Source organism: Alteromonas lipotrueiana, from assembly GCF_019249245.1.
Lineage (GTDB): Bacteria > Pseudomonadota > Gammaproteobacteria > Enterobacterales > Alteromonadaceae > Alteromonas > Alteromonas lipotrueiana.
This window is the reverse complement of record NZ_JAESDK010000007.1, coordinates 25216-49386: the sequence shown is the minus strand read 5'-3', so window position 1 is coordinate 49386 and position 24171 is coordinate 25216. Positions and strand designations below refer to the sequence as shown.

Annotated in this window: 23 protein-coding genes; 18 read left to right on the top strand and 5 right to left on the bottom strand. The window is 46.8% G+C overall.

Annotated features, from left to right (window positions below; all coding sequences use genetic code 11):
* The first annotated feature begins 132 nt into the window (after window positions 1-132).
* The 8 genes from JK130_RS06630 to JK130_RS06595 all read left to right on the top strand — a co-directional run bounded on the left by JK130_RS06630 (window position 133) and on the right by JK130_RS06595 (window position 6595).
* Window positions 133-276, top strand: coding sequence for a hypothetical protein (locus JK130_RS06630; RefSeq protein WP_218353531.1), 144 nt, complete (start codon window positions 133-135; stop codon window positions 274-276).
* A gap of 9 nt (window positions 277-285) precedes the next feature.
* The gene (locus tag JK130_RS06625; protein ID WP_218353530.1) at window positions 286-852 is read left to right on the top strand and encodes a glycosyltransferase; all 567 of its coding nucleotides are present in this window, start codon (window positions 286-288) and stop codon (window positions 850-852) included.
* Window position 853: 1 nt separating this feature from the next.
* On the top strand, window positions 854-1873 hold the full coding sequence (locus JK130_RS06620; protein WP_218353529.1) for a glycosyltransferase: 1020 nt from the start codon (window positions 854-856) through the stop codon (window positions 1871-1873).
* Entirely contained in the window at window positions 1870-2916 is a 1047-nt protein-coding gene (locus JK130_RS06615; protein WP_218353528.1) for a glycosyltransferase, read from the top strand. The genes JK130_RS06620 and JK130_RS06615 overlap by 4 nt, the downstream gene beginning before the upstream one ends.
* Window positions 2900-3937 (top strand): glycosyltransferase, encoded by a 1038-nt coding sequence (locus JK130_RS06610; protein ID WP_218353527.1) that lies wholly within the window; start codon window positions 2900-2902, stop codon window positions 3935-3937. Before JK130_RS06615 ends, JK130_RS06610 begins: the two co-directional genes overlap by 17 nt.
* A complete protein-coding gene (locus JK130_RS06605) occupies window positions 3919-4755 on the top strand; it encodes a glycosyltransferase family 2 protein (RefSeq protein WP_218353526.1) in 837 nt (278 codons plus the stop codon). The genes JK130_RS06610 and JK130_RS06605 overlap by 19 nt, the downstream gene beginning before the upstream one ends.
* 585 nt (window positions 4756-5340) lie before the next feature.
* Window positions 5341-6006: a guanitoxin biosynthesis heme-dependent pre-guanitoxin N-hydroxylase GntA gene (gene gntA / locus JK130_RS06600; protein ID WP_218353525.1), complete on the top strand. Its 666-nt coding sequence runs from the start codon at window positions 5341-5343 to the stop codon at window positions 6004-6006.
* 7 nt (window positions 6007-6013) lie between these two features.
* On the top strand, window positions 6014-6595 hold the full coding sequence (locus JK130_RS06595) for a DUF1989 domain-containing protein (protein WP_218353524.1): 582 nt from the start codon (window positions 6014-6016) through the stop codon (window positions 6593-6595).
* A 376-nt stretch (window positions 6596-6971) separates the two neighbouring features.
* Here JK130_RS06595 and JK130_RS06590 read toward each other — a convergent pair whose 3' ends face one another.
* Complete coding sequence (locus tag JK130_RS06590; protein ID WP_218353523.1) at window positions 6972-7970, bottom strand: adenosine deaminase; 999 nt, start codon at window positions 7968-7970, stop codon at window positions 6972-6974.
* Window positions 7971-8307: 337 nt separating this feature from the next.
* On the opposite strand from JK130_RS06590, the gene JK130_RS06585 reads away from it, so the two are divergent.
* Window positions 8308-9639, top strand: coding sequence for an NCS2 family permease (locus JK130_RS06585; protein WP_218353522.1), 1332 nt, complete (start codon window positions 8308-8310; stop codon window positions 9637-9639).
* A gap of 76 nt (window positions 9640-9715) precedes the next feature.
* On the top strand, window positions 9716-10210 hold the full coding sequence (gene tpx / locus JK130_RS06580) for a thiol peroxidase (RefSeq protein ID WP_218353521.1): 495 nt from the start codon (window positions 9716-9718) through the stop codon (window positions 10208-10210).
* Between the two features lie 44 nt (window positions 10211-10254).
* Here the strand turns inward: tpx and bamE are convergent, their stop codons facing one another.
* Genes bamE through JK130_RS06565 form a run of 3 tightly spaced genes read right to left on the bottom strand, consistent with a single transcriptional unit; the run spans window position 10255 to window position 12105 of the window.
* Window positions 10255-10509, bottom strand: a complete 255-nt coding sequence (gene bamE, locus JK130_RS06575) for an outer membrane protein assembly factor BamE domain-containing protein (protein ID WP_218353520.1) — start codon at window positions 10507-10509, stop codon at window positions 10255-10257.
* Window positions 10510-10540: 31 nt separating this feature from the next.
* Window positions 10541-11458, bottom strand: a complete 918-nt coding sequence (gene puuE / locus JK130_RS06570) for an allantoinase PuuE (protein ID WP_218353519.1) — start codon at window positions 11456-11458, stop codon at window positions 10541-10543.
* A complete protein-coding gene (locus tag JK130_RS06565; RefSeq protein WP_218353518.1) occupies window positions 11455-12105 on the bottom strand; it encodes a TetR family transcriptional regulator C-terminal domain-containing protein in 651 nt (216 codons plus the stop codon). The genes puuE and JK130_RS06565 overlap by 4 nt, the downstream gene beginning before the upstream one ends.
* 302 nt (window positions 12106-12407) lie before the next feature.
* Between JK130_RS06565 and xdhA the strand changes: the two genes are divergently transcribed.
* The 8 genes from xdhA (at window position 12408) to JK130_RS06525 (ending at window position 21720) form a co-directional block, all read left to right on the top strand.
* Window positions 12408-13946: a xanthine dehydrogenase small subunit gene (gene xdhA / locus JK130_RS06560; RefSeq protein WP_218353517.1), complete on the top strand. Its 1539-nt coding sequence runs from the start codon at window positions 12408-12410 to the stop codon at window positions 13944-13946.
* Window positions 13939-16314 (top strand): xanthine dehydrogenase molybdopterin binding subunit, encoded by a 2376-nt coding sequence (gene xdhB / locus JK130_RS06555; protein ID WP_218353516.1) that lies wholly within the window; start codon window positions 13939-13941, stop codon window positions 16312-16314. The genes xdhA and xdhB overlap by 8 nt, the downstream gene beginning before the upstream one ends.
* Window positions 16311-17144: a xanthine dehydrogenase accessory protein XdhC gene (gene xdhC / locus JK130_RS06550; RefSeq protein ID WP_218353515.1), complete on the top strand. Its 834-nt coding sequence runs from the start codon at window positions 16311-16313 to the stop codon at window positions 17142-17144. Before xdhB ends, xdhC begins: the two co-directional genes overlap by 4 nt.
* Window positions 17134-17649, top strand: a complete 516-nt coding sequence (locus JK130_RS06545; RefSeq protein WP_218353514.1) for a 2-oxo-4-hydroxy-4-carboxy-5-ureidoimidazoline decarboxylase — start codon at window positions 17134-17136, stop codon at window positions 17647-17649. Before xdhC ends, JK130_RS06545 begins: the two co-directional genes overlap by 11 nt.
* The gene (gene uraH, locus JK130_RS06540; RefSeq protein ID WP_218353513.1) at window positions 17649-17972 is read left to right on the top strand and encodes a hydroxyisourate hydrolase; all 324 of its coding nucleotides are present in this window, start codon (window positions 17649-17651) and stop codon (window positions 17970-17972) included. Before JK130_RS06545 ends, uraH begins: the two co-directional genes overlap by 1 nt.
* Window positions 17972-19273, top strand: coding sequence for a guanine deaminase (gene guaD, locus JK130_RS06535; protein WP_218353512.1), 1302 nt, complete (start codon window positions 17972-17974; stop codon window positions 19271-19273). The genes uraH and guaD overlap by 1 nt, the downstream gene beginning before the upstream one ends.
* 4 nt (window positions 19274-19277) lie before the next feature.
* The gene (locus JK130_RS06530; RefSeq protein ID WP_218353511.1) at window positions 19278-20495 is read left to right on the top strand and encodes a urate hydroxylase PuuD; all 1218 of its coding nucleotides are present in this window, start codon (window positions 19278-19280) and stop codon (window positions 20493-20495) included.
* A 424-nt stretch (window positions 20496-20919) separates the two neighbouring features.
* The gene (locus JK130_RS06525) at window positions 20920-21720 is read left to right on the top strand and encodes a DUF481 domain-containing protein (protein ID WP_218353510.1); all 801 of its coding nucleotides are present in this window, start codon (window positions 20920-20922) and stop codon (window positions 21718-21720) included.
* 316 nt (window positions 21721-22036) lie between these two features.
* Here JK130_RS06525 and JK130_RS06520 read toward each other — a convergent pair whose 3' ends face one another.
* Window positions 22037-23680: a methyl-accepting chemotaxis protein gene (locus tag JK130_RS06520; RefSeq protein ID WP_218353509.1), complete on the bottom strand. Its 1644-nt coding sequence runs from the start codon at window positions 23678-23680 to the stop codon at window positions 22037-22039.
* Window positions 23681-24171: the final 491 nt, after the last annotated feature.

Genomic DNA, 24171 nt, shown 5'->3' with positions numbered 1-24171 from the left:
TCTTGAATATCTTTTTGAGATGTCCCTGCTTTATATTTTTTTATACCAAATAATCAACAAGTTAAAAAAGTATTTGCGGTTACCTGTTTATCGGTACAGGAGTTGCTATTTAGCTACACACTGGAGGTGAACATGACACTGATTAGCTACAACTCACTGATGAACGAAATTAAAAGAGCAGAGAGCCTGTTGGGCTCACTTCCTTATTGGAAGATAAGCGAACGACTGCGCCTGGAACTACGGGTAAAACAAATGAAAAGCTTACTTGAAAAATAGGATAAAAATATGACAGCGCGGGGAGAGCTTAGTGCCATTTTTGTTACTTACAAAATGAAGGATGCGTTATTAGAACGTGTCGCGCAATTTAAATCTCAGTTTCCCGATAGTCAGGTCATAGTGGCAGATAATTCTCCTGCTACCTATAAAAAGTACGCACAATTAGATACTAAACTGCAGCGATTCTCTGACACCATTTATGTTAACAACGGTATCAATAGCCGGTTCGCCGCATACAATATTGCCTGCAAAAACATAAAAAATGAGTTGGTAGTTTTTCGTACCGACGATGACCGTTTTGACGAGTCGGTATTACGCGCTCAGCTTGATAATAACCCAATCGACGATTTTGCAGTTACACCCCATTATTTCAACAACGATTATCAAATTCCGATAAGTTGGGAGCGCCCTATAGAAGGGGTGATCTTCACCCATACCTTTTTATCTACTTTGCTGCCATTTGCCGACCAACCCGGCGCCGATTGGGCATTATTAAAAACAGCTTTTGCTAAATCCAATCCTCGGTTTCTTAATCAGCCGGTCTTGTTTAAAGCTGCTCACGGAAGGGATCACTGACATGAAGCTGGCTGTCATTGCCCATCCCCGTCACCCTATCAGAGCTCCCTTTGCCGGTGGTTTAGAGGCATTTATTGCCTCGCTGGTAAGCTCGTACAACCAGGATATCGACGTCACTTTGTATGCGCACCCTGACAGCCAGGTTAATTGCGAATTGGTCAGTTTCCCGTTAAATGAAAAAACTTATAAACAGTATCCCGATATTGTCGAAAATGATTTCTTATTAAAGGTAATGGAAGATATCACCCGTCGTGGCTTTGATGTGGTTCATAATAATGCAATCAGCTCGGTGCCCCCTTTATGGGCGTGCAAATACGATATTCCAATTTTAACCACACTGCATACGCCCCCCTATAGCAAACTTAAAGCGGCTGCCGACTTAGCGTCATACTCACCCTATGTTCACTACAACGCGGTCTCTTACTCGGTGGCAGAGCTTTGGCGGCCTTTTATCAATGATGATATTGATGTTGTTTACAACGGGGTCGACTTAAATCAGTGGGATGTCGCTAAATCTCATCCCGAATTCGCGTTTTCATTTGGCCGGATAACACCTTCAAAAGGGTTCGACCTGGCGATAAAAGCATCAACCGAGTTAGGTTTACCTTTTTGTTTTGCCGGTCCGGTATTTGACCAGCGCTACTTCGATGATGTGATAACACCGCTTTTAAGCGATAAAGTTCAGTATTTAGGCCACCTGACCCATCGCCAAATAAACGAGCGTTTAAAAAAAGCCCGCGCGGTAGTATTTGGGGCTCGTTGGGATGAACCTTTTGGGTTGTCTACCGTGGAGGCAATGGCTACCGGTACACCCGTAGCAGCATTTAATCGGGGGGCATTTCCAGAGATTGTGGCTGATTCAGGTGGCTGTCTTGCCACAGGCAATAATGTGTACAGCCTGGCTGAAGCGTTGTCGCGTGCTATTGATTATCATCGCGACGATGTACGCCAGCGGGCTGACTATTTTCCGCTAAGTACCATGTGTCAGGCTTACAGCAGTAAGGTAAGTGGACTGATATGAAAATTCTTATGGTAACCAGTCCTATTGTTGATTTAACCGAGCCTTTTGCCGGCGGAACTGAAGCCTTTGTCGTGCGTCTGTCAAACGGCCTCGCTGCCCGGGGGCACAATGTTGATGTGTTGTGTCGTAAAGCTGATGAAACCAACCGCTTTAATACGCTGGCTATTGAAGAGTCAGCCTTGCGTATGTGCGACGCTATTACCAGTGAAACCGAAGGTCAGAAACAATATCAGGCTGCCCAGTATGGCCTTATTGATACCCGCGGTTACGACGCAGTGCATTATCACAGCTACTATCATGCTATTTACGACTACGGATTTTTACACCGGCGCAGTAGTGTTATTACACTGCATAGCCCGGTTTCGCCGCGTCTTGCATTAACGCATCAGCTTAACCGAGCTCGCGGAAACGATGTTTATGTCGCGGTATCGGCACGTTTGAACCAGCAGTGGAGCCGTGTTTTAGGCGAAGGTTTGCATACTATAAGTAACGGTATTGAACCTGATGAATACAAACTCGACGCTGATTTTGTTCCGCCCTCAACCTCATACCTGTTAACCAGCGGCCGAATCTGCCCGGAAAAAAATACGCTGGCGGCTATTCATCTTGCCAAAGAAGCCGGCTTGCCCTTATTTATCGCCGGTCCCGTGTCAGATGCTCAGTATTTTGAAACCATCATAAAGCCAGAACTCAGCGATTCGGTGTGTCACGTCGGTCATCTGTCGCAGGTTCAGCTTAAGCGTTATCTGAAAGGCGCAACTGCTTTGCTGTGCACATCAAGCTGGATTGAACCTTTTGGGTTGTCTACTTTGGAAGCGTTGGCTTGCGACACTCCGGTAATTGGGTTTGATACTGCTATTGTTCCCGAATTACGCTGCGAACCTCTTAGTCAGGTAATACGCAACGATGCGCCTAAGGATATTCATTCGGCCCTGGCTCGAGCTACATTGGTTAAGCCGGGTGATTGCCAGAAATTCGCTGGGCGGTTCAATTTTACCCAGACTTTGGAAAAATACGAGCAACTGTATGCCCGACTCCACTAAAACCCTCTTATATTATGTTCATCACCATGGAGCAGGCCATTTACAGCGGGCCCGTACCCTAATTGACGCATTGGAAACTCAGTTTGCCATTATATTTGTCGTCGCCAATCCCGCGATGCAAACAAAGCTACAGCATGAATTTGGACACTTACCGTGCGAATGCCTGCCGTCTAAATGGGCAGCGAGCCCGGCGTTTCCTGACCGAACCTACGACAGTGCATTTGAAGGTGTTCCTTGCACCAGCGCCGCAACCCAGCGAGCACTGACCTTTGTCAATTTGCTAAGTGCGTATCAGGCCGATCTTTTTATCAGTGATGTTTCGGCCGAGCTTAGCATTTTAGCCAGAGCAGCGGGCGTGCCGGTGGTTATGCAACGCCATAGTGGTGAAACCCACATTGACCCAACTCAGGTATTTGCTTATCAAAGCGCCAGTGCGCTTTATGCACCCTACCCCAGGCATATTGAAGATCCTGACTTTGAGTTTATTGAAAAAACCCGGTTTCTTGGCTTTTTTAGCCAACTCGGTGCTGAACGACAAGACGCAGTCAGAAGAGGCATCACTCTGGTCAGCTCTAAAGGTGAAGGTGTAGAAACAATACTGCCCACGTTGCAACAGCTACAGCTGCCCATCTGGGTAGTTGGTTGTGAAGGTGAAAGCACTTCTAACGTTACTTTTTTAGGTTATGTGAACGATATTTCGGTTCATATACCTACTGATGTTGTGGTGTGCAGCGGCGGAAATAATTTACTTTCAGAGCTTCTTTTACTGGGTAAAAAACTCATTATCGTGCCTCAGAGCCGCCCCTACAACGAACAGGTTAGCAAAGCGGCACAACTGACAAAGCACAACTACGCGGTAACCTTGCCTGTAACGCACATTGCTGATGTTTCTCACTGGCAGCAGGCAGTACACAACGCAGCTTCAATTGATACCAGCCGTGTTAGCGCGCTGGCGAACCCTCATGCAGCAGAACAATTCGCTGCTTTAATTAAGGATTTATTATGCCCTCATTCTCGGTGATAACACTGGTAAAAGGACGCAAAAAGCAACTATCGAACCTACTGGACAGTGTGGGTCGAAGTACACTTAAGCCACAAGAAGTAGTGGTAGTCTGGATGGAAGAAGACCGTATCGAACAAGACGAAGTTGAAGGAATTCCAATACGTCAGATAACGGTACCCGAGGCAAAACTGCCCCTGGCTGAAGCGCGTAACCTGGGATTTGAAACAGCGTCGGAAGCTATTCTGGTGTTTTTAGATGTCGATTGCATTTGTAGCCCGAACCTTTTTGATTCATTAATAGAACGTGCCTCGCCTCACACAATAGCGTCGGCGTCGGTCAGATACCTCAATGAAGTGCCTGAAAATGGTAATTATCTACAGCTCAAAGATGAGGCGGTTGAGCACCCTAAACGTGAAGCCATTGCGTGCGATGAACCCGTAGATCGTAAAAAATTCTGGTCACTGGCTTTTTGTATCCACCGGACTACGTTTAACGAAACGGGTGGTTTTGATGAAAACTTCTTAGGTTACGGTGCTGAAGATACTGATTTCGCAGAACGCTTTCATTATAAAGGTTGCCAGTTAGTCTTTTCGCCAGAAGAAGTGCTGCATCAATATCATACAAAGTATTCCCCGCCGGTTAATCATGTAAAAAGTATATGCCATAACGCGAATTACTTTGCGCAGCAACATAATTACTTACCCATGTACAGTTGGCTGGAAGCCTTTGAGGAAATGGGCCTGGTAAAAGTTGACAGTGATAAGCATACGGTTGAATTTGTACGTGAGCCGTCTGACCAGGAACTAAAAGAGACCCGCAGCGAACAGCCTTACTGATGATCTGCACAGGGTAAAAAAGCGCCGAATTCGGCGCTTTTTTTGTATCCTGGCTAAAAGCTGCGAAAACATGCATGTACGTTTCGTACCCTGAATGCTGTGTAACTAATGTAAGCATATGATCATCAATCAAAGTTAATGTATAGAGTTCACGAAGCACAGCGCCCGGTAAAGTCTTCACGTTGCGAATATAGTTTTGTCCCTGTCATTACAGACAAATCATTCACGTTCCATTTAACTCTTTAAAATCAGTGCATTAAACGAATAAAAACCATGGCACCCTTATTGCTTACTTAAGCATAGATAGTTATTAAACATACAGTGCAAATAGCCACACCCCAATAGTTCGGTTCGCTATTTTGTATTTACGGAGAGTCAGATGGAAACCTTATGTGCCCTTGCTTTTGCTTACCAATGTGTCTTGCTAATGCGTAAGACGCCTATTATTGACGGTGGGCTTCGTGCATTGGGTTAGGATCTAAGGATTCTGGTAAAGCCAGGTCACTATAAAAGTTATCTGTCGTATCGTATTCGTCTTTCCCTTTTATACTGTCCTTAGGCTTCTTGTTCTCAAAGGAGTCAGTTATGCAAACTTACTTATCTCAAAGCGATGAAAATCTTCAGCAATTTGTCGCTCAGCAAGACTTCCCCTGTGTAGGTGCTAAAACGGCCCTGGCTAAGGAACAAATCTATGTTCATCAATATGGTTCGCTAAGCGATGAATCAGAAAATACAGATATTCTTAGTGATCTGTATGCGTTTATTGAACAATTTAATATCAAAAAAGATATGTTTTCCTCATTTGTCTGCACCTTCGAAGGGCCCTGGGCTCATACCGAACGTCAATACGAGCGGCTATTGTGGGCCAAGTTACAGCAACTGCACGAAGTCGACAGTTGCCTTCATGGCTGGGATAAAGCGGTAAGTCGCGATCCTGAACACGATAACTTCAGTTTTAGTTTAGGTGGCCGTGCCTTTTTTATTGTTTGTCTGAACCCGGCAAGTCGCCGTCGTAGTCGTCGATTTGAATCACCGACTATTGTGTTTAACTTGCATGAGCAGTTTGACAAACTTAAAGAAGAAGGAAAATTTGAAACATTTCGCGATCATATTCGTAAACGCGACAGTGTTTTTTGTGGTTCAGATAATCCAATGTTGGGAAATCACGGTAGTGATTCTGAAGCTAAACAATACAGCGGACGTTTATTAGAAGAAAACTGGAAATGTCCGTTTCATCCGTCAACGGAGTAACACACCTATGGAAAAGATCGCTCCACGCAGCGGCACCGCTTTTGAACTTCGCGCAGGTCAAAAATTAAAAGTTATCGACCCCGAAGGTGAACAGGTTGCAGATTTGTATGCATTTAATGGTGCCAATCATAATGAATATTTGTCTTCAGGTCGCTCACTTGATTACAACGAGAGCCTGACCTTTAAAAAGGGTTCAAAACTATATTCAAATCAAAGCAACGAGATGTTCGAGATTATTGAAGATACTGTAGAAGATCATGATTTTTTACTGACGCCTTGTAGCAAAGCAACATTTCGTCATTTTTATCCCGATGAAGAGCCCGTACCCGGCTGTCATGGAAACTTAGTCAGCGCATTTGCCGAGTACGGTATTCCGGAACATTTGATTAATACAACATTTAATACTTTTATGAATGTTGCTATTGATGAAAAAGGCGATTTGTCTGTTTTACCTCCCAAAAGTAAAGCAGGTGACTACACGGTCTTTGAAGCAAAAATGGACATGGTGGTAGGGTTAACCGCCTGCTCAGCGGGCGAGTCTAATAATTTCAGCTACAAACCAATTTGCTACAAAATTATAGATGCCTAAAGCCTATTAAATCACCGGCATTTGCTGCTTTTTGTACTTAGAATCAGAGAGATAAGTGGCTGCATGGCACAATATCTCATCCGAGACTAAAGTGTGTATATGGCTTTGTCGGTTAAGCAAATGTAAACCACCCGGTTAGCGAGCCTCGCATCCGGGTGGGTTTTTAAGCATTCTCGATAAGTATTCTCGATGGCTCTTGTTATGTTCCCTGGTCGATATTCAAGGCAACGTATTCGTTCGCCTTTTGATATCTATTAGGTATGGCTTTGCAAAACCGTTGGGACGCTTATCTGTAATTTTGAAAGCAGGACATAGCCTATAAAATAGTACTTAAAAAGACCTGCGCCGTGCCAAAGATCTCTTTCAATACCACCATTTACGCGGCGTTAATCTGCTCTATCCAGTACTGCTTTTTAGGTTCGGGTAAAAAGCTGGCGGTGAAACTATTTGCTAGTAGTTGTTTTAACTGGTCTGTGTTCATACCCAGAGCTGCATGTAACTGGTCGTAATTTTCATTCAGGTAGCCACCAAAATACGTTGGATCGTCCGAGTTCACTGTGACTAGCATGCCTTCCTCCAGCAATTGCAGAATATTGTGATGTTTCATGTCATCGATAACTTTAAGCTTCAGATTACTTAACGGACAAACTGTCAGGGGCAATTGGTGTTTAATAAGATATTGCATTAATTCTGAATCTTGCTGACATTTCACACCATGATCGACTCTATCAACATTAAGCAACTTTATGGCTTGCCAGATATAGTCTGCCGGCCCCTCTTCGCCAGCATGCGCAACAATTTTGAAGCCTAATTCTTTCACCTGTGCAAAAACCCGTTCAAATTTTTGTGGTGGATGTCCAAGCTCAGAACTGTCCAAACCAATAGCGGTGATGTTTGAATAATAAGGCTCAGCTTCTTTCAATGTAACAAACGCATCGGCTTCGGGTAAATGCCGTAAAAAGGACATGATCAGCAGGGTACTCATCCCCCATTCGCTGCGCGCCTGGTCTATTGCTTTTGAAAAGCCCGGCATAAACGTATCAAACCCCACCCCTCGCAGGGTATGAGTTTGCGGATCGAACATAATCTCGGCGTGAACGACATTTTGCTCACGGCATTTGCTTAAATACGACCACATCAGCTGATAAAAGTCATCTTCATCACGCAATACATCAGCGCCTGCATAATACAAATCTAAAAAACTTTGCAAGTCGTCAAATTGATAGGCTGCTTCAATTTCTGCCACGCTATTATAAGGCAAGGTTACCTGATGCTTTTTAGCCAGTTGCCACATGAGCGCCGGTTCAAGACTGCCTTCAATATGCAAATGCAACTCTGCTTTAGGTAATGTACTGATTAAAGATGAAATGGCCATATGCTGTCTCTGTCTATAGGTAGCTAGAACATCAGGGCAAAATTTATTGCCTTTGGTTGCACCTTATTAAGGCTTCACGCACAATTGCGCCGCCACCCATCGCGTTTCGTTCTAGCTCGCGTGTCATTATGATAATGCTAGGATGCCACGAATGCCGTTTTTGATAAAATGTTTAGTCATTATGTTCCGACTTATCGACAAGGCAAAATCTCTTTTAGTCGGGCAATTGTGAATCGTGGTGGTGGATCGAATCCGCACAGGTATAACTAAAACGCTGACTCACTGGTCAGTTTTACTATGCGCCGGAATTATCAAAAAACGTGCTACGAGAGAACGCATGATCACCGACATTTTCGAACGATTTTTTAAGCTTGATGCGCACGGCACTACGGTTAAAACAGAAATAGTTGCCGGGCTGACAACCTTTGCGGCTATGTCTTACATATTAGTGGTAAATCCCAGTGTGCTGGGGTTAAGTGGTATGCCCATTGAAGGTTTGATCACTGTTACCGCTTTATCGGCCTGTATAGGCACACTGCTGATGGCGCTAATGACCAATTATCCTATTGCCATGGCGCCAGGCATGGGTCTGAACGCTTTTTTTGCTTTCACCATATGCATGACTCGTGAGGTGCCCTGGGAAGCGGCACTCGGTATTGTTTTCTGGAACGGTATCTTATTTTTACTGCTCACCGTGACCGGCGTTCGCACAAAAGTGGCGGAAGCCATTCCGCATGCGCTTAAAATAGGTGTGCAATGTGGTATTGGATTGTTCATCGCGTTTATTGGATTAAAAAATGCCGGACTGGTTGTTGCGCATCCGGCTACCCTGGTGACGCTGGGCGACTTATCTGAACCCGCCGTAGCATTAGCGCTGGCCGGTATATTGTTTACTATTATTGTGGTTATGAAACAAATTACCGGCGGTATATTATTATCAATAATCGTGCTTAGTCTGATTGGCGTCTTTGTTCCTACCGAGTCAGGTTTTTTAACCTCCGCCCCCCAGGGGGTGATAGGAATGCCAGACAGTATCTCGCAAACCTTTATGGCTATGGACATTTGGTATCCGATAGAAAATTTTGCCCATACCTGGGATCTTATCTTTGCGCTGATGTTTGTTAATATGTTCGACACCATCGGCACCCTGATTGGTGTATCTCGTCGGGCTAATCTGCTTGATGACAATGATCGGCTTCCCAAAATGGGCAACGCAATGACCGCCGATGCCACCGCCAGCGTGGCCGGGGCGGCGCTAGGCACCTCTCCTGTCACCAGCTACGTAGAGTCGGCCGCTGGTGTGTCGGCCGGTGGCCGCACAGGTTTAACCGGTATTGTTGTTGCCGCTTGTTTTGCGCTGGCGTTGTTTTTAACTCCATTAATGAAAGTGATACCGCTAATGGCCACTACCCCAGCGCTTATTATGGTGGGAATTTTAATGATGGACTCTATTCGTCAGCTTGATTTTGATGATCTTGGCGCCCTGGCCACTGCGGTAGTAGCATTGCTGGCGATGCCCCTTACCTTTAGCATAAGTGAAGGTATTGCACTTGGTTTTATCACCTACGTCGCCATTATGGTAGGAACCGGTAAAGGCAAAGAGGTCAGTAAACTGACATATGCCTTAGCGCTACTGTTTTTATTGCGCTATCTTTTTGACCTGAAATAATCGGTTAGTGTAGTGCTAAGACTATGGTAAGAACACTGCACGCTACAGACCATAAAACATAAATTAAGGAGACAACGTGGCAACAGTTACATTGCAAGGCAACGAAATGAGCACTGTCGGCGAGCTTCCGGCGAAAGGCAATCAGGCTCCTGATTTTACTTTGGTCAAGTCTGACTTATCAGAGGTTATCCTGAGCGAACTGAAAGGCAAAAATGTTGTTTTGAACATTTTCCCTTCCATTGATACCGGAACCTGCGCAGCTTCGGTACGCGCATTTAACGAAAAAGCCGCCAAGCTTGATAACACGACCGTGGTATGTGTATCAGCAGATTTGCCGTTTGCGGCGGGTCGCTTTTGTGGTGCTGAAGGTATCGAAAATGTGATGACCGGTTCGACATTTCGTAGCAACTTTGGCGACGACTATGGCGTGACCTTCAAAGACGGCCCCCTGACCGGGTTGTTGTCTCGAAGCGTAGTCGTAATTAACGAAGCTGGCGACGTTGTGTACACTCAACAGGTTGCAGAAACTGCTGACGAACCTGACTACGAGGCGGCGCTTAACGCCCTGTAGGTCAAAATTGATAAAGGCTTTGTTGGAATCTGTCTGGCAAAGCCTTATAAATTTTCAAACGAAAATGCCACGGCTTTGTCGGCCATAAAGACTACTTTGATAAATGTTCCGTCTTCCTCGCCCCATCGGCAGTTTAATGCGCCCACCATTTTTGAGCAGGCTTGTGCTTCTCCCAGTACATTTTCAACTTGCTGTTGCGACATACCCGGCTCAAGCTTTTGGTAGTTTTCGCGGGTTAGCTTTGAGCAACCACTTATAAAAGCCAGCGTACTGACAACCATTAATACGTTTCTAAACATAATTTTATCCAAAGTGTTTTATGCCAGGCATTTATTTTTTTACGGGTGCAAAATATTGCTGCCAGTGTTGCGCGATAGCTTCACGGGTTGCAACCCATACCTGCTCATGCTGATAAACATACTCAATAAAGCGTTTTATTGCCGCAATACGGCCCGGACGCCCCGACAACCGGCAATGCATACCAATTGATAGCATTTTAGGGGTATCAGCCCCTTCAGTATATAACGTATCAAACGCGTCTTTTAAATAGTTAAAAAACTGATCGGCGGTACTAAAGCCCGAGGGGGTAGCAAATCGCATATCGTTGGTATCCAATGTATAGGGCACCATCAATAAAGGCCGTTCGTAATGATAATCGTAATAAGGCAGATCATCTGCGTATGAGTCGGCGCAGTACAATATTTGTGGCTGCTTTGCCACCAGCGCCAGGGTATTGGGGCTGGTACGCCCGGTATACCAGCCCCGGGCCGGTTTTCCTGTCAGTTGCTGATGCTGCTGTAAGGCCTGCGCCATATGCGCCGACTCTGTGGCTTCATCTACCTGCTGATACGAGATCCAACGAAGCCCGTGACAGGCTATTTCCCAATTAGCATTTAGCATCGCCTCCACCGCTTTAGGGTGCCGCTTTAGAGCCATGGTTACCCCGAATACGGTGACTGGCACCTGATATTGGGTAAGCAACCGGTGTAGCCGCCAAAATCCGGCGCGACTGCCGTATTCGTATACCGACTCCATACTTAAGTGGCGGTCGGTAAAGGCCGCAGGCGCCGACAATTCACTTAAAAAAACCTCAGAAGCAGGGTCGCCATGCAAAACGCTGTTTTCGCCGCCTTCTTCAAAGTTCAGCACAAATTGAACGGCGATACGGGCGTTATCTGGCCATTGAGGATGGGGGGGCACGGCGCCGTAGCCGATTAAATCGCGTGGATACCCGTCGTCTTTTTTCATTGGCTGCTTTGGTAGCATAACGGAACAGTTAAACCACAGCCGGTTAATACCAGCTGAATCACAGTGCGTTTGGCGTGGTCAAAATCAACTTTTTTCATTTTTTCACCCCGTAGCCGGGTCACCTGTTCAGAAAAATCAGCATAATGCTGGGTACTGGCCCATATGGTAAACAGCAAATAATAGGGGTCTACCGCCACTATTTTCTGCTGGTTTATCCAGCTTTCAATGATGGCTACCCGCCCTTTCATCCAGCTAACCTGTTCATGGTTGAAATAGGTATCCAAGTTCGGGCCGCCATTTAGTATCTCCATAGCAAAAATTTTTGAAGATAATGGATGAGTACGCGACATATCTATTTTTTCACTGATGTATTCAGCCAGTATTTCGGCCGGATCATCTGTGGCCTGGGCCTGGTCAAAGCGAGAATTCCATAAGCTCAGAGTATGTTGCAGTACGGCCTGATACAGACTTTGTTTTGTTTTAAAGTAGTACAAAACATTGGTCTTCGGTAATCCTGCGGTATCGGCAATTTGTTGTACCGAACTGCCTTTAAACCCCTGTTGAGCAAATACCTGCTCTGCAGCCTGAACAATTTTTTGTTTGTTTTTTTCACCTACCGAAGCCTCAGAAGATTTATTGACTGTCATAAAGCTTGTGTGCCTTTTTCTTTATCAAACATGGTGACATGGCAAAATGGTGCGCCTGTACCCGTTACTGTAACCTGATAACTACTATAATAATCTTAGCCTGATCCTGCCTGTGAAGCCCAGTGGTTTTGACAAGTTAACCTCCTATTGCGAATGCAAGCATAAAATGTACTCGAAAAACGCAACCTGACTCTATTTTTAGCTGATTAATTTTCAGACAAATAAACTGACCTCCTGGTCTACTTTTCGTTTAAAAAGCAAGCTATAGTAAACTTATATATCAGCGACAAAAGGGCTGCACCATGGTTCGCTTTTTGTTAAACGATACGCCAGTAAGTTTATCTACGGCTGAGGCTAATCAGACCATATTGCAGTTTTTACGTGAGACACGCGAACTCACTGGAACCAAGGAAGGCTGCGCTGCGGGTGATTGCGGTGCCTGTACCGTGGTACTTGCCGAGCTTTCTTCTTGCCAGCAGCGGCTGCATTACGCCCCCATCAACAGCTGTATTGCCCTGCTTTCATCGCTGCATCTTAAACAACTGATTTGTGTAGAACACCTGAGCGAGCATCAGCAGTTACACCCGGTACAACAGGCACTGGTGGAGCATCATGGTAGTCAATGTGGCTTTTGTACCCCTGGTTTTGTCATGTCGATGTTTGCGCTGTATCACAACACCGATGCTGTGAAGCGTCACGATGTTGAGTACGCATTATCGGGTAATTTATGTCGCTGTACCGGCTACCGGCCAATTATTGATGCTGCCTTAAGTGTGTGCAATAACGTCGTTGCCGATAATTTTAAAGCGCAGCAGGCCACCACCATTAGCGCCTTACTGGCGCTGCGAAGCTCAGCTGATGCCCCCCAAAAACAGCTAACGAAAAACAACTCAACACAAACCGCAAACAAAGATAATCCAGCCATAAACGGCGCCGGTTTGCTAATGCCTACCAGCCGCGAGGCGTTACAACATTGTATGAAAAACTATCCCGATGCCCCTTTAGTGGCAGGCAGCACCGATGTCAGCCTGACCATTACTCAACAGTTTCGACACTACCCGACACTAATAAGTCTGACGCAAATTGCCGAATTGAAAACCATTGTCCATACGCAGACGCTGGTAAAAATAGGCGCGGCTTGCACACTAGATGACCTGCACCAGCTTTGCTGCAAATACTACCCAACGCTCACTGAGCTGATCGAACGATTTGCCTCATTGCCAGTACGTAAGCAGGCCACCTTAGGGGGTAACCTTGTAAATGCCTCGCCTATTGGCGATTTGCCCCCGCTTATGCTGGCGCTTAAGGCTCGATTTATTATTGATAACGGTGCAGAACAGCGTACTGTGGCCGCCCGAAACTTTTATACCGGATACCGCGAAACTGCTCTGCCCAAAGGTTTTTGGCTTAGCTGTATCGAACTGCCTTTGTTACAGCTTGACCAGCACCTGGCAGCATACAAAGTATCAAAGCGCTTTGAAGACGATATTTCAGCAGTCTGTGCGGTTTTTATAGTTACAGCGGATAAACAGCATAACATCACGGCCCTATCTACCGGCTTTGGGGGAATGGCGGCCACACCCGCGGTCGCACTTGATTTTGAGCAACACATGGCTGGTCACAATCTGCTCGACACCCAGTCACTTAAACACGCCAAGCAATGGCTGGCCGATACTTTTAGTCCCATAAACGATGTGCGTGCCAGTGCACTTTACCGACAACAGTTGGTCGCCAATTTATGGCACCGATTTGTATTGCAATACCAAAATCAAACGCTGGAAAAAACCCCAGATAAGATTCACAACAAGCAAATTGCTACCCGGGTGCGTTACCATGCGTAAACTATCAAAGGGAATGACGGCTTTTACCTCGTCGAACACTGAAACCCAAAGCCCGTTAAATAAGGCTGTCCCCCATGAAAGCGCGGTTCGGCAGGTAGCGGGCAGCGCCCGTTATACCGATGATATTCCGGTGCCTTCAAATACTGCGTACGCTGCGGTAGGAGTCAGCAATGAAAGCGCCGGCCAGATTAAGCGTATCGATCTTGATGCGGTTCGCCAGGCACCCGGCGTCATCGATGTTATCACCGTGGCTGATATTCCCGGTAAAACCGATATTGCCCCGGTTTTTGAGGGTGATCCTATTCTTGCTGACCAAAACATATTATTTCACGGGCAGCCAGTTTTTGCGGTGCTGGCCGACACCGTTACCCATGCACGGCAGGCAGCCAGCAAAGGTCAGATACACATAGCGGCGACCACGCCGCAACTACATATTGACGAAGCACTGGCTCAACAGGCATTGGTTCGCCCGTCGCACACTATGCAAACCGGCAATGCCGAAGCCGTAATAAGCACTTGTGCCCATCAGCTCGAAGGCACCTTAAGCATCGGCGGTCAGGAACATATGTATCTGGAAGGTCAGGTAGCATTAGCCATTCCTGAAGAAGAAGATCGCATGCTAATTTACGCATCAAGTCAGCATCCCAGTGAAGTGCAAAAGCTGGTAGCCGAGGTACTGAATGTGGGGCTACACAAGGTGTGTGTAGACACGCGTCGGATGGGTGGCGGTTTTGGTGGTAAAGAAACTCAGACCGCGCAATGGGCGTGTCTGGCAGCCGTGCTGGCCAGCCGAAATAAGCGCGCCGTTAAGTTCAGACTGGCCCGCAGCCACGACATGCAGTTAACCGGAAAACGGCACCCGTTTAAAAATAGCTTTAACATCGGGTTCGACCCTAACGGCCAGTTACAGGCCAGCGTAATAGAGGTTACGGGCAATTGTGGCTGCTCGCCTGATTTGTCAGATGCTATTGTCGACCGGGCGATGTTTCATGCTGATAACGCGTATTATGCTGGCCAAAGTACCGTAACCGGACACCGCGTGCGCACCAATACCGTCTCCAATACCGCCTTTCGCGGCTTTGGTGGCCCTCAGGGAATGTTAGCCGCCGAGGCTATCATGGATGGCATTGCCCGTAAGTTGCAGCTTGATCCCCTGCAGGTGCGAAAACAGAATTTGTATTCTGAGGCTACCGGCACCCAAACTCATTATGGCATGACGGTTACCGGCAACAGGCTGCCCGATATTATTGCTCAGCTTGAAAAAAACGCGCAGTATTGGAAGCGCCGCGAACAACTGCGAGCGTTCAATGCCCAAAGCCCCATTATTAAAAAAGGCCTGGCGTTGACACCGGTGAAATTTGGCATCTCATTTACCGCAAAATTTTTAAATCAGGCCGGGGCACTGGTTCATATTTATACCGATGGCAGTATTCAGGTTAACCATGGCGGCACCGAAATGGGCCAGGGACTACACACCAAAATCGCGCAAATAGCGGCCCATGAATTTGGCGTAGAGATAACGCAGATTGAAGTCACGGCCACGCGTACCGATAAAGTGCCCAATACCTCACCGACTGCGGCCTCAAGTGGTACCGACTTAAATGGTAAAGCGGTTAGCAATGCCTGTCGTGAAATAAAGCAGCGGCTGGCTGACTTTTACACGCAGTCGCTGCAGCTACCCGGTGCTAAAGTGCGTTTTGCCAACACGCAAGTGTGTGTAGGTCAGCACGTCATCGGCTTTTGTGAACTCGTGCAGCAGGCTTATTTAGCCCGGGTATCTTTATCGGCAACCGGCTTTTACAAAACCCCGAAAATTTATTACGACCGGGATAAAGCCAACGGCCGACCATTTTTTTACTTCGCCTATGGCGCGGCGGTCAGCGAGGTAAGCATCGACATCTTAACCGGCGAATATAGCGTGAACCAGGTAGACATTGTGCACGATGTTGGCACCAGCCTGAATCCGGCCATTGACACCGGCCAGATAGAAGGGGCGTTTATTCAGGGAATGGGCTGGCTGACCACCGAAGATTTGCGCTGGGATGACAAAGGACGCCTTATCAGTATGAATATGGCCACCTATAAAATTCCGGCTATTGGGGACACCCCGCCAATATTTAATACCCAGTTGTATCAAACGCCAAATAACGAAGACAGTATTTATCATTCCAAAGCCGTGGGCGAGCCACCATTTATGTTGGCCATCTCGGTCTGGTGCGCCTTAAAAGATGCTATTTCCAGCATCAGTGATTACCGACTGGACCCGCAGCTAGACCCACCTGCCACGCCCGAAAAAGTGCTATGGGCGGTGATGGCCATGCAGACACAGACACAGGCAGTGGCTGATGTCCGGGAGCCTGCGCTATGAGCGTTTCTAACTGGCACGAAGCATTGCAGCACTGCTACACCCACAGCCTCAACTATGTGTTGATAACTGTGATTTCGGTAACAGGCTCTACCCCCCGTGAAGCCGGCGCTAAGATGGTGGTCACCAGCACCGGTCAGTACGACACCATTGGTGGCGGGCATCTGGAATTTGTGGCAATTTCCCAGGCCCGCAAAATGCTGACTGACACTGTGCAGGCGCCGGTGCTGGAGACTTTTGCGCTAAGCGCACGCCTGGGACAGTGTTGCGGGGGTGCGGCAAAAGTTTTATTCGAAGCCAATTACTGCCCGGCGCAGCCGCTAACCGTGTTTGGTGCTGGCCATGTGGCGCAGGCGCTAATCCCGATAATAGCGCAGTTGCCGCTGGCCATCACCTGGGTCGACAGTCGTAGCGATGCGTTTAACGGGCTTCCCGCTTTTGCTAATGTAAACACCAAGGTGGAGGAGGATCCCAGTGCGATATTAGCTGATTTACCCGGCCACAGCTGGTTGCTTATTTTGACCCACAATCATCAGATTGATTATACCCTGGCAGAGACGGCACTAAGAAAGCATGATTTTAGATTTGTCGGAATGATTGGCTCTGAGACCAAAGCTAAACGATTTGACTACCGGCTGGCACAACGAGGACTGCCCTGCTCTAAACGGACAAAACTCATTACCCCTGTAGGTCGGTTAGATATTCCCGGCAAGCGGCCGGTGGAGGTGGCGGTATCAATCAGCGCTCAGCTGATAACCCTGTTACATCAATCTGAAACTGCGCCCACCGACCTTATTACATCTAAGGCGAAGGAGGAAAATCATGACGCTTGAACAACTCAATACGTTATCAGTACCCGGTGCTAGGCAATGGTTCAGTCAAGCCTGTGCGGCTAAAAGCTGGATCAGTATGATGGTTGAGCACCGTCCTTATTCAAGCCAGCAACAATTGATTCAACATGCCGAACAGCACTGGCAAAAAATGCAAAAAAGCGATTATTTAGAAGCTTTTGCGGCACACCCAATGATTGGTGATTTTAAAGCCTTGTACGATACCGACGAAGCCTTTTTACAACATTCTGCACATGAACAGCAACAGGCTGCCACTGCCAATGGGGCCACATTACAAGCACTTAAAACACTGAACCAGGCGTATCTTAAAAAACATGGGTTTATTTTTATTGTCTTTGCTAAAGGCATGAGTGCTGACACCTTGTTACAACAAATGCAAAGCCGGCTGAAAAACCCAACCGAAACTGAGATGGCTATTGCTGCTCAGCACCAGATTGATATTACGTTGTCACGTATTCACAGCAACCTGAAAGTGGATGATGCCTGATGAACACGTTATCCAGTCATGTATTAGATACCACAGCCGGAAAACCGGTAGCCGGATTACCTATTACCCTTTACACTTGCCGCGGCGATAGTCTGCAAACATACACTGATGATGATGGCCGCTGTAATCAATGGCAACATATTGAGCTATTGGCGGGCGAATACCGCTTACGTTTTCATTGTCAGACTTACTTATGCCAAACCCATGGCCAGTCATTTTATCCGTTTGTAGATATCAGTTTTCTTCTGGGCGATCAGAGCAGCCATTATCATGTTCCGCTGCTGATCTCCCCATTTGGTTTTAGTAGTTACCGAGGCAGTTAGTGACCACCCAACTTTTATTTCGCGCCAATCTGGCGCATTTTCCTAAGGCGAGCTTATCGCCCGATTCCGATTTATACAGTGTGCATGATGGTGCGCTGGTCATTCAAAATGACAAAATTCTGGCTGTAGGCCAGTACGATGAGCTGGCCAAAAAATATAAAGATGCCCGGGTTTATGATTTTAAACATCACTGGATAGTACCCGGTTTTATTGACAGCCATTTGCACTACCCGCAAACCGAAATGATTGCCTGCTATGGCAAGCAACTTTTGCACTGGCTTGAAAGCTACACCTTTCCTACCGAAGATAAGTTTAAAGACGAGACCTATGCCCGCCAGATCAGCCAGAGCTTTTTGCAGCAACTACTGAAAAATGGCACCACCACCGGGCTGGTTTTTGGCACCGTACACGCCAGTGCCACTGATACCTTATTTGGCTGTGCCAGCGAGCTTAATATGGCACTGATCGCCGGTAAGGTGTGTATGGACCGTAATTGTCCGCCGTATCTACAAGACTCTGCCAGTCAGGCACAGCGTGAATCTGCGCAGTTGATTGAACGCTGGCACAATAAGGGCCGTAACCGCTACGCGTTAACGCCGCGTTTTGCCCCTACCAGCACCGAACACCAAATGGCCGCGTTAGGCGAGCTGGCCCAGCAGTATGGCGACGTGTTTATTCAAACTCATCTGTCTGAAAACCTGGAAGAAATAGAATGGGTGAAATCGCTGTACCCTGAATGCGAGGGGTATCTGGATGTTTATGACAAATATCATATGGTGCGCGAGCGTTCGGTATTTGGTCATTGTATTCATCTTACCGATGATGAATGGCAACGTTTGGGCGAAAGCGGTGCCACCGCAGCTTTCTGTCCCACGTCTAATCTGTTTTTAGGCAGCGGCCTGTTTAATTTTTCTAAAGCCCGGCAAAATCATGTGCACGTAGCCCTGGCTACCGATGTGGGCGCCGGTACCACTTTTAATATGCTAAAAACCTATGGTGAAGGTTATAAGATTTCGCAGCTGCAGCAAGATCCGCTCTCGCCCCTTTCCGGTTTGTATATGATGACTCAGGGACCGGCAGTGGCTTACGGACTTGAGCAAGAAATTGGTAATCTGAATCCGGGCAGTCATGCTGACTTTGTTATTATTAAACCAGCATTTGATGAGCTTAGCCGCCTGCGGCTGGCAGATTCTCACTCGGCGCAGGACATGCTGTTTGCCTTAAGCATGCTAGGCGATGACCGGGCGATTGAACAAACCTGGGTGGCCGGCGTGTGCCGGTATCAGCAACAAAAGGAATAACACGATGGCACCATGGTTAGACTGGATTTCGTTACTGGTACGCTGGTTTCACGTTATTGCCGGTATTGCCTGGATTGGTGCCTCGTTTTATTTTATCTGGCTCGACAGCCATCTGCAAAAGCCCCCACTTGCCAAACATAAAGCCGGTATTAAAGGCGATTTGTGGGCCATTCACAGCGGCGGCTTTTACGAAATATCCAAATACGCCTACGGCCCCAAAACCATACCCCAACCTTTACACTGGTTCAAATGGGAAGCCTACAGTACCTGGTTAAGCGGCTTTGCATTACTGGTGTTTATCTATTATTTATCGGCCCCGGTATATCTGATTGATACTGAAGTAATGCCGTTAAGCCCAGCGCAAGCAGTAGGCTTAGGTCTGGGACTGATTTTTGGACCGTTTGTCTTGTACGAGCTGGCCTGCAGGAGCCCAGCGGCCCGTTATCCAAAGCGGTTTGCATCAGGTTTGGTGATATTATTAGCGGTCACCACATGGCTGGCAACGCATATGTTTAGCGGCCGGGGCGCCTATATCCACGTAGGGGCATTAATTGGCACCATTATGGTGGCCAATGTGCTGCTGACCATTATTCCGAATCAGAAAAAAATGGTTGCCGCCGTGGCCGCCGGGGCCACCATCGATCCCCGCTGGGGCGAACAGGCCAAACTGCGCTCGGTACATAATAATTATCTGACCCTGCCGATTGTATTCATTATGATCAGCAATCACTATCCGCAGACCTATCAGCATAACCACAGTGGTGCGATATTAATTGCGCTTATGCTTACCGCCGCCTGGGCCCGGCATTATTTCAATCTTCGGCATACGGGCATTCACAGACCCTGGGTGCTTATCAGTGCCGGCGCTGCCATGATGATTATTGCCGCTATGGTTAGCTGGCCGCAAGCGTCTACTGCGCCCCAAGAATACACTGCCGATAACGCCATACCCAGTGAAACAGCGTCAGAAAAGGTTTCTGACCAAAGATTTCACAAAATTATGCAAACCCACTGTATTAGCTGCCACTCACGCGCGCCCACCCACGCGGTTTTTCAGGTGGCCCCAATGGGCGTAGTGTTGGACAGACCTGAGGATTTTGAACGTTTCGCCACCCAGATTTACCGGCGCACCGTGGTTACCCAGGATATGCCATTTTTAAATAAAACCAATATGAGCGCCGCTGAACGTCAGCAGGTCGCGCAGTGGTTTGAGCAGCGATAGCAGAAAATAGGAAGCAGAAGACAGGACAGTCACTTTCTGAGCTTAAATTAACGCCCTACTCGTAAGCCCTGAGTGACTGTCCTGTTAACTCCCCTCTGTTAACTCTAATAACTTTTTTCTCTATTAACTATTGAACGATATGCAAAAATTATTCAGCGTTCAGGCGTACTGCACTTTGCTACTTCTCCTCTACACTTAACGTATCTCGTGCATAGCCAGATGTGAGCCTTAACGGCTTATACGTCTCAGAAATAACCTGAAATACACCTTATCTATATTCAACGTTTTATCGTATAGCCCTTTGCCACCACAATAATTTGGTCTGTTATCAATCTCAATGCTAAATTACATACCCTTTGATAACTCTGGCAGAACTACGCCTCTTTTTTGCTCACCACACCCCCTCAGACAAGGACAAAATTGTATGCCAAACCGAAGTAACCACCGCAACACAGTGCAGCGCACACAATGTCTTGTGGCAGCATTAACGTATTGTTGTTTCAGCCAGCCAGCGCAGGCAATTGTGCCCATCAACGTGTTGATAACCCCACCGGAGGGGATAAGCGGTGAAGCCGGATTGAGTATTAATGGACAGTCTGGAAATAAAGACGAGCAAGAATATAGCGCCAATGGTTTACTGCGGTATAAGAAAAGTACCGATCTTTATGTTCTCATCGGTGACTATAGCTATTCAGAAACAAACGATATCAGAGACGAAGATGAACTATTTTTACATGGCAGATGGGTGCGTCAGGATCAATTTGGAAAATCGATTGATTCCGAGCTTTTTGTGCAATACCAGTACGATGACTTTGCCGACATTTCAGGCCGCAGCTTGATTGGCGCTAATGTGAGATGGCGTAATGAAGTAAAGAACAGCAACGCTGAAAGACAGTTTATTGTCGGTACAGGGCTGTTTTACGAGTCAGAGACCTCAGAGCAAACTTCTGTGACAGAAGATACAATAAGAGCAAATGTTTACACCAATCTGGTATACCGCCATACAGGTGACTTCCCCTATGTAGTTTCAGCTTCGACGTACATCCAACCGGCTGTCGATGATCTGAGCGACTTGCGCATGCTGGGCGTTGGCAGTATTAATTTCCCCATCAGGCCTTCTTTAAGTATAGGGTTTGATATTGAGGTAAAGCATAATTCAACGCCCTTTTCAGATGTTAAAAAAACCGACATTGATTACGGTGTAACCCTGGTCTATACATTTTGAATGCCGGAGTGAGATAAACATAATTCGTGATCCAGGCTTTTATTTGTAACTCAGACACCGTGACTGACTGCTATTGGTTGTACTCAACACAACTAAATCGCCATTGAGAAATTTTTATGTATGGATAGAAAAGCTGCTACAGCGGTAGAGGCTAAAAAGTGAAATTAATTCATAGGTTGTAGCATTTGATATAAGAAATTCTCAATTTTTAAATGTTGATATTGAGTAATTATCTGTACAAGACATACAAACATGCTTGCCAACCTATGTGTTGATGCCAGCGGGTAACTACCTAGCCACCCGCGTCTATTTATATTCAGTCTTTAAGGCGAAATACACTTACGCGTGAACGTAACTGGCCAGCCAATACAGCCAGAGCGCGGCTGGCGTCTACCATCTTCTGTGAACCCGCTGAGGTCTGAACGGTCGCCTCGTGGATTTGATTAATATTTCGGTTGACTTCCTCAGCCACTGAACTCTGCGCTTCAGAAGCTCGTGCAATCTGCGCATTCATGTTGTTGATAGCGCCTACTTCTTCGCGAATGCGATGCAATGCGGCTTCTGCGTCGCTGGTTTTATCCACAGTAGTCCGAGCTAATTCACGACTGCTTTGCATAACCGCTGCCGCCTCACTGGCCCCAGATTGTAAGTTTCCGACCATTTCCTTAATTTCTCGCGTCGATTCCTGTGTTCTTGACGCCAATGAACGAACTTCGTCGGCTACGACTGCAAAGCCCCTACCATGTGAGCCCGCCCGAGCAGCTTCAATCGCCGCATTCAGTGCAAGCAGGTTGGTTTGATCCGCAATTGCATTAATGACTTCAATGATCTTTTCAATATTGGCGCTATCTTCCGATACCCTTTGTACCGTCTGAGTCGCTTTTTCAAGGGTGCCCGCCAGTTGACCGATGAAGTTATTAGTTTCCTGAACCACACGGTTGCCGCTCTCCACCTCATTATCTGCCTTTTGTGTTGCATTAGCGGCATTTGCTGCAAAACCAGCGACTTCATTTACGGTCTCTGCCATCTGGCTTACAGCTGTCGCCATCTTCTTAGCTTCGCTGGCCTGAATTCGGATTTGTTGGCTATTATTATCTGACGTATTTTCGAGCTCAGAAGATGACTGAGTCAACTCCTCTGCTGCCCCGCGTACTTGCCGAATCGTGTCGGCTAAGCGGTTTAGTGTATCTTGTAGCGCCCCCATAACACTGGCCGAATTGTCGGCTTTAATATCTTGATCAAGCTGCCCATCAGCCAAGCGTCGGATGGCCTCGGCAACTTCCTCGGGCTCTGCCCCGAGAATTCGGTTCAGTCTGCGTATAATTACCCAGGCAATCAGCCCACCTGCCATCATCGCCGCGCCAGTTACCGATAAGATTAATGCATTGAAACGACTTGCTGTATCACGCACAGCATTTACATCACCTGCAATCACACCTTCCTGATAATCTATAAACGCGTTAACACGCTTAAGCCATTCACTGTAAGCTGTTGACACTTCTTCAAGTAAAAAAGCGCGGGCGCCGCTGATATTCCCTGACAAACGGCGTTCCAGTAGTTCATCAGTCAGCGCAAGGGCACGTTCCTGAATATCTTTGATAGACATCAAAAGCTGTTTCTCACGGCTGCTGGAACCATTCTCTTGAAACATTTTGTCCATAGGGCCTGACGACGCAAGATAAAATGCTTTGAGTTGCTCGATGTCATCAAGATGTTTTTGAAGGTCGTCGGCCTTTTCTACCAACACGGCGTCACGAATAGCGATAGCACGATCGTGGACACTCCCTCTGAAATTTATCGCATAACGTTGTTTAACCGATGCTCCGTCGGCAACCTTGGTTAGGGTTTGATCGATGAACCCCACACGGTTATTTCCTATTAAACTAACAACAATCATTAGGGACAAAATAAAACCAAAACCCAGGGAAAGTCGCTTTGCGACTGTAAGTTGACCAAACATCGATAATTCCATACTTTTGTGTGAAGCAAGGCGTCAATAGGGAAATAACGTCTCTCACTTCTGATTTGTGGGGGTATCCCGTTTTTCTCAAAGCATTTTTAAAAATGCAAACAGCTTTTACTTTTTACACTCTATCGCTTACAGGTACCTGGCTTTTTGCGGCAGGTTAAAGGGGAACACTACTTGGTGAAAATTGATTGTGGTCCGCTCTTATTGATGACTCTTCTTCTGATATCCATCTTTTGTTACTAGCCAAAGATTCCTTTTGTGATGTTACCCGACTCATTACTCACACACTTAAAATGAATCACGTATTTTCAAGTAATGGCTAGCCTATGTAGGGAGCGCATTTCCTGTTGCGCGATCAATATCATCTTTACCAGGATGACAAGCATCGTGATCTGAATGGGGACGTAGTTTATAAGTTAATAGCGCTTAAAGAAATTAATACTTAGTACAATGTTATATAAAAAGGTACTTAAATATCGGGG

What these genes read in the sequence shown, in the direction of transcription:
- JK130_RS06630 (WP_218353531.1), top strand. Translation starts at nt 133, where the DNA reads ATGACACTGATTAGCTACAACTCACTGATGAACGAAATTAAAAGAGCA.
- JK130_RS06625 (WP_218353530.1), top strand. Translation starts at nt 286, where the DNA reads ATGACAGCGCGGGGAGAGCTTAGTGCCATTTTTGTTACTTACAAAATG.
- JK130_RS06620 (WP_218353529.1), top strand. Translation starts at nt 854, where the DNA reads ATGAAGCTGGCTGTCATTGCCCATCCCCGTCACCCTATCAGAGCTCCC.
- JK130_RS06615 (WP_218353528.1), top strand. Translation starts at nt 1,870, where the DNA reads ATGAAAATTCTTATGGTAACCAGTCCTATTGTTGATTTAACCGAGCCT.
- JK130_RS06610 (WP_218353527.1), top strand. Translation starts at nt 2,900, where the DNA reads ATGCCCGACTCCACTAAAACCCTCTTATATTATGTTCATCACCATGGA.
- JK130_RS06605 (WP_218353526.1), top strand. Translation starts at nt 3,919, where the DNA reads ATGCCCTCATTCTCGGTGATAACACTGGTAAAAGGACGCAAAAAGCAA.
- gntA (WP_218353525.1), top strand. Translation starts at nt 5,341, where the DNA reads ATGCAAACTTACTTATCTCAAAGCGATGAAAATCTTCAGCAATTTGTC.
- JK130_RS06595 (WP_218353524.1), top strand. Translation starts at nt 6,014, where the DNA reads ATGGAAAAGATCGCTCCACGCAGCGGCACCGCTTTTGAACTTCGCGCA.
- JK130_RS06590 (WP_218353523.1), bottom strand. Translation starts at nt 7,970, where the DNA reads ATGGCCATTTCATCTTTAATCAGTACATTACCTAAAGCAGAGTTGCAT.
- JK130_RS06585 (WP_218353522.1), top strand. Translation starts at nt 8,308, where the DNA reads ATGATCACCGACATTTTCGAACGATTTTTTAAGCTTGATGCGCACGGC.
- bamE (WP_218353520.1), bottom strand. Translation starts at nt 10,509, where the DNA reads ATGTTTAGAAACGTATTAATGGTTGTCAGTACGCTGGCTTTTATAAGT.
- puuE (WP_218353519.1), bottom strand. Translation starts at nt 11,458, where the DNA reads ATGAAAAAAGACGACGGGTATCCACGCGATTTAATCGGCTACGGCGCC.
- JK130_RS06565 (WP_218353518.1), bottom strand. Translation starts at nt 12,105, where the DNA reads ATGACAGTCAATAAATCTTCTGAGGCTTCGGTAGGTGAAAAAAACAAA.
- xdhA (WP_218353517.1), top strand. Translation starts at nt 12,408, where the DNA reads ATGGTTCGCTTTTTGTTAAACGATACGCCAGTAAGTTTATCTACGGCT.
- xdhB (WP_218353516.1), top strand. Translation starts at nt 13,939, where the DNA reads ATGCGTAAACTATCAAAGGGAATGACGGCTTTTACCTCGTCGAACACT.
- xdhC (WP_218353515.1), top strand. Translation starts at nt 16,311, where the DNA reads ATGAGCGTTTCTAACTGGCACGAAGCATTGCAGCACTGCTACACCCAC.
- JK130_RS06545 (WP_218353514.1), top strand. Translation starts at nt 17,134, where the DNA reads ATGACGCTTGAACAACTCAATACGTTATCAGTACCCGGTGCTAGGCAA.
- uraH (WP_218353513.1), top strand. Translation starts at nt 17,649, where the DNA reads ATGAACACGTTATCCAGTCATGTATTAGATACCACAGCCGGAAAACCG.
- JK130_RS06530 (WP_218353511.1), top strand. Translation starts at nt 19,278, where the DNA reads ATGGCACCATGGTTAGACTGGATTTCGTTACTGGTACGCTGGTTTCAC.
- JK130_RS06525 (WP_218353510.1), top strand. Translation starts at nt 20,920, where the DNA reads ATGCCAAACCGAAGTAACCACCGCAACACAGTGCAGCGCACACAATGT.
- JK130_RS06520 (WP_218353509.1), bottom strand. Translation starts at nt 23,680, where the DNA reads ATGTTTGGTCAACTTACAGTCGCAAAGCGACTTTCCCTGGGTTTTGGT.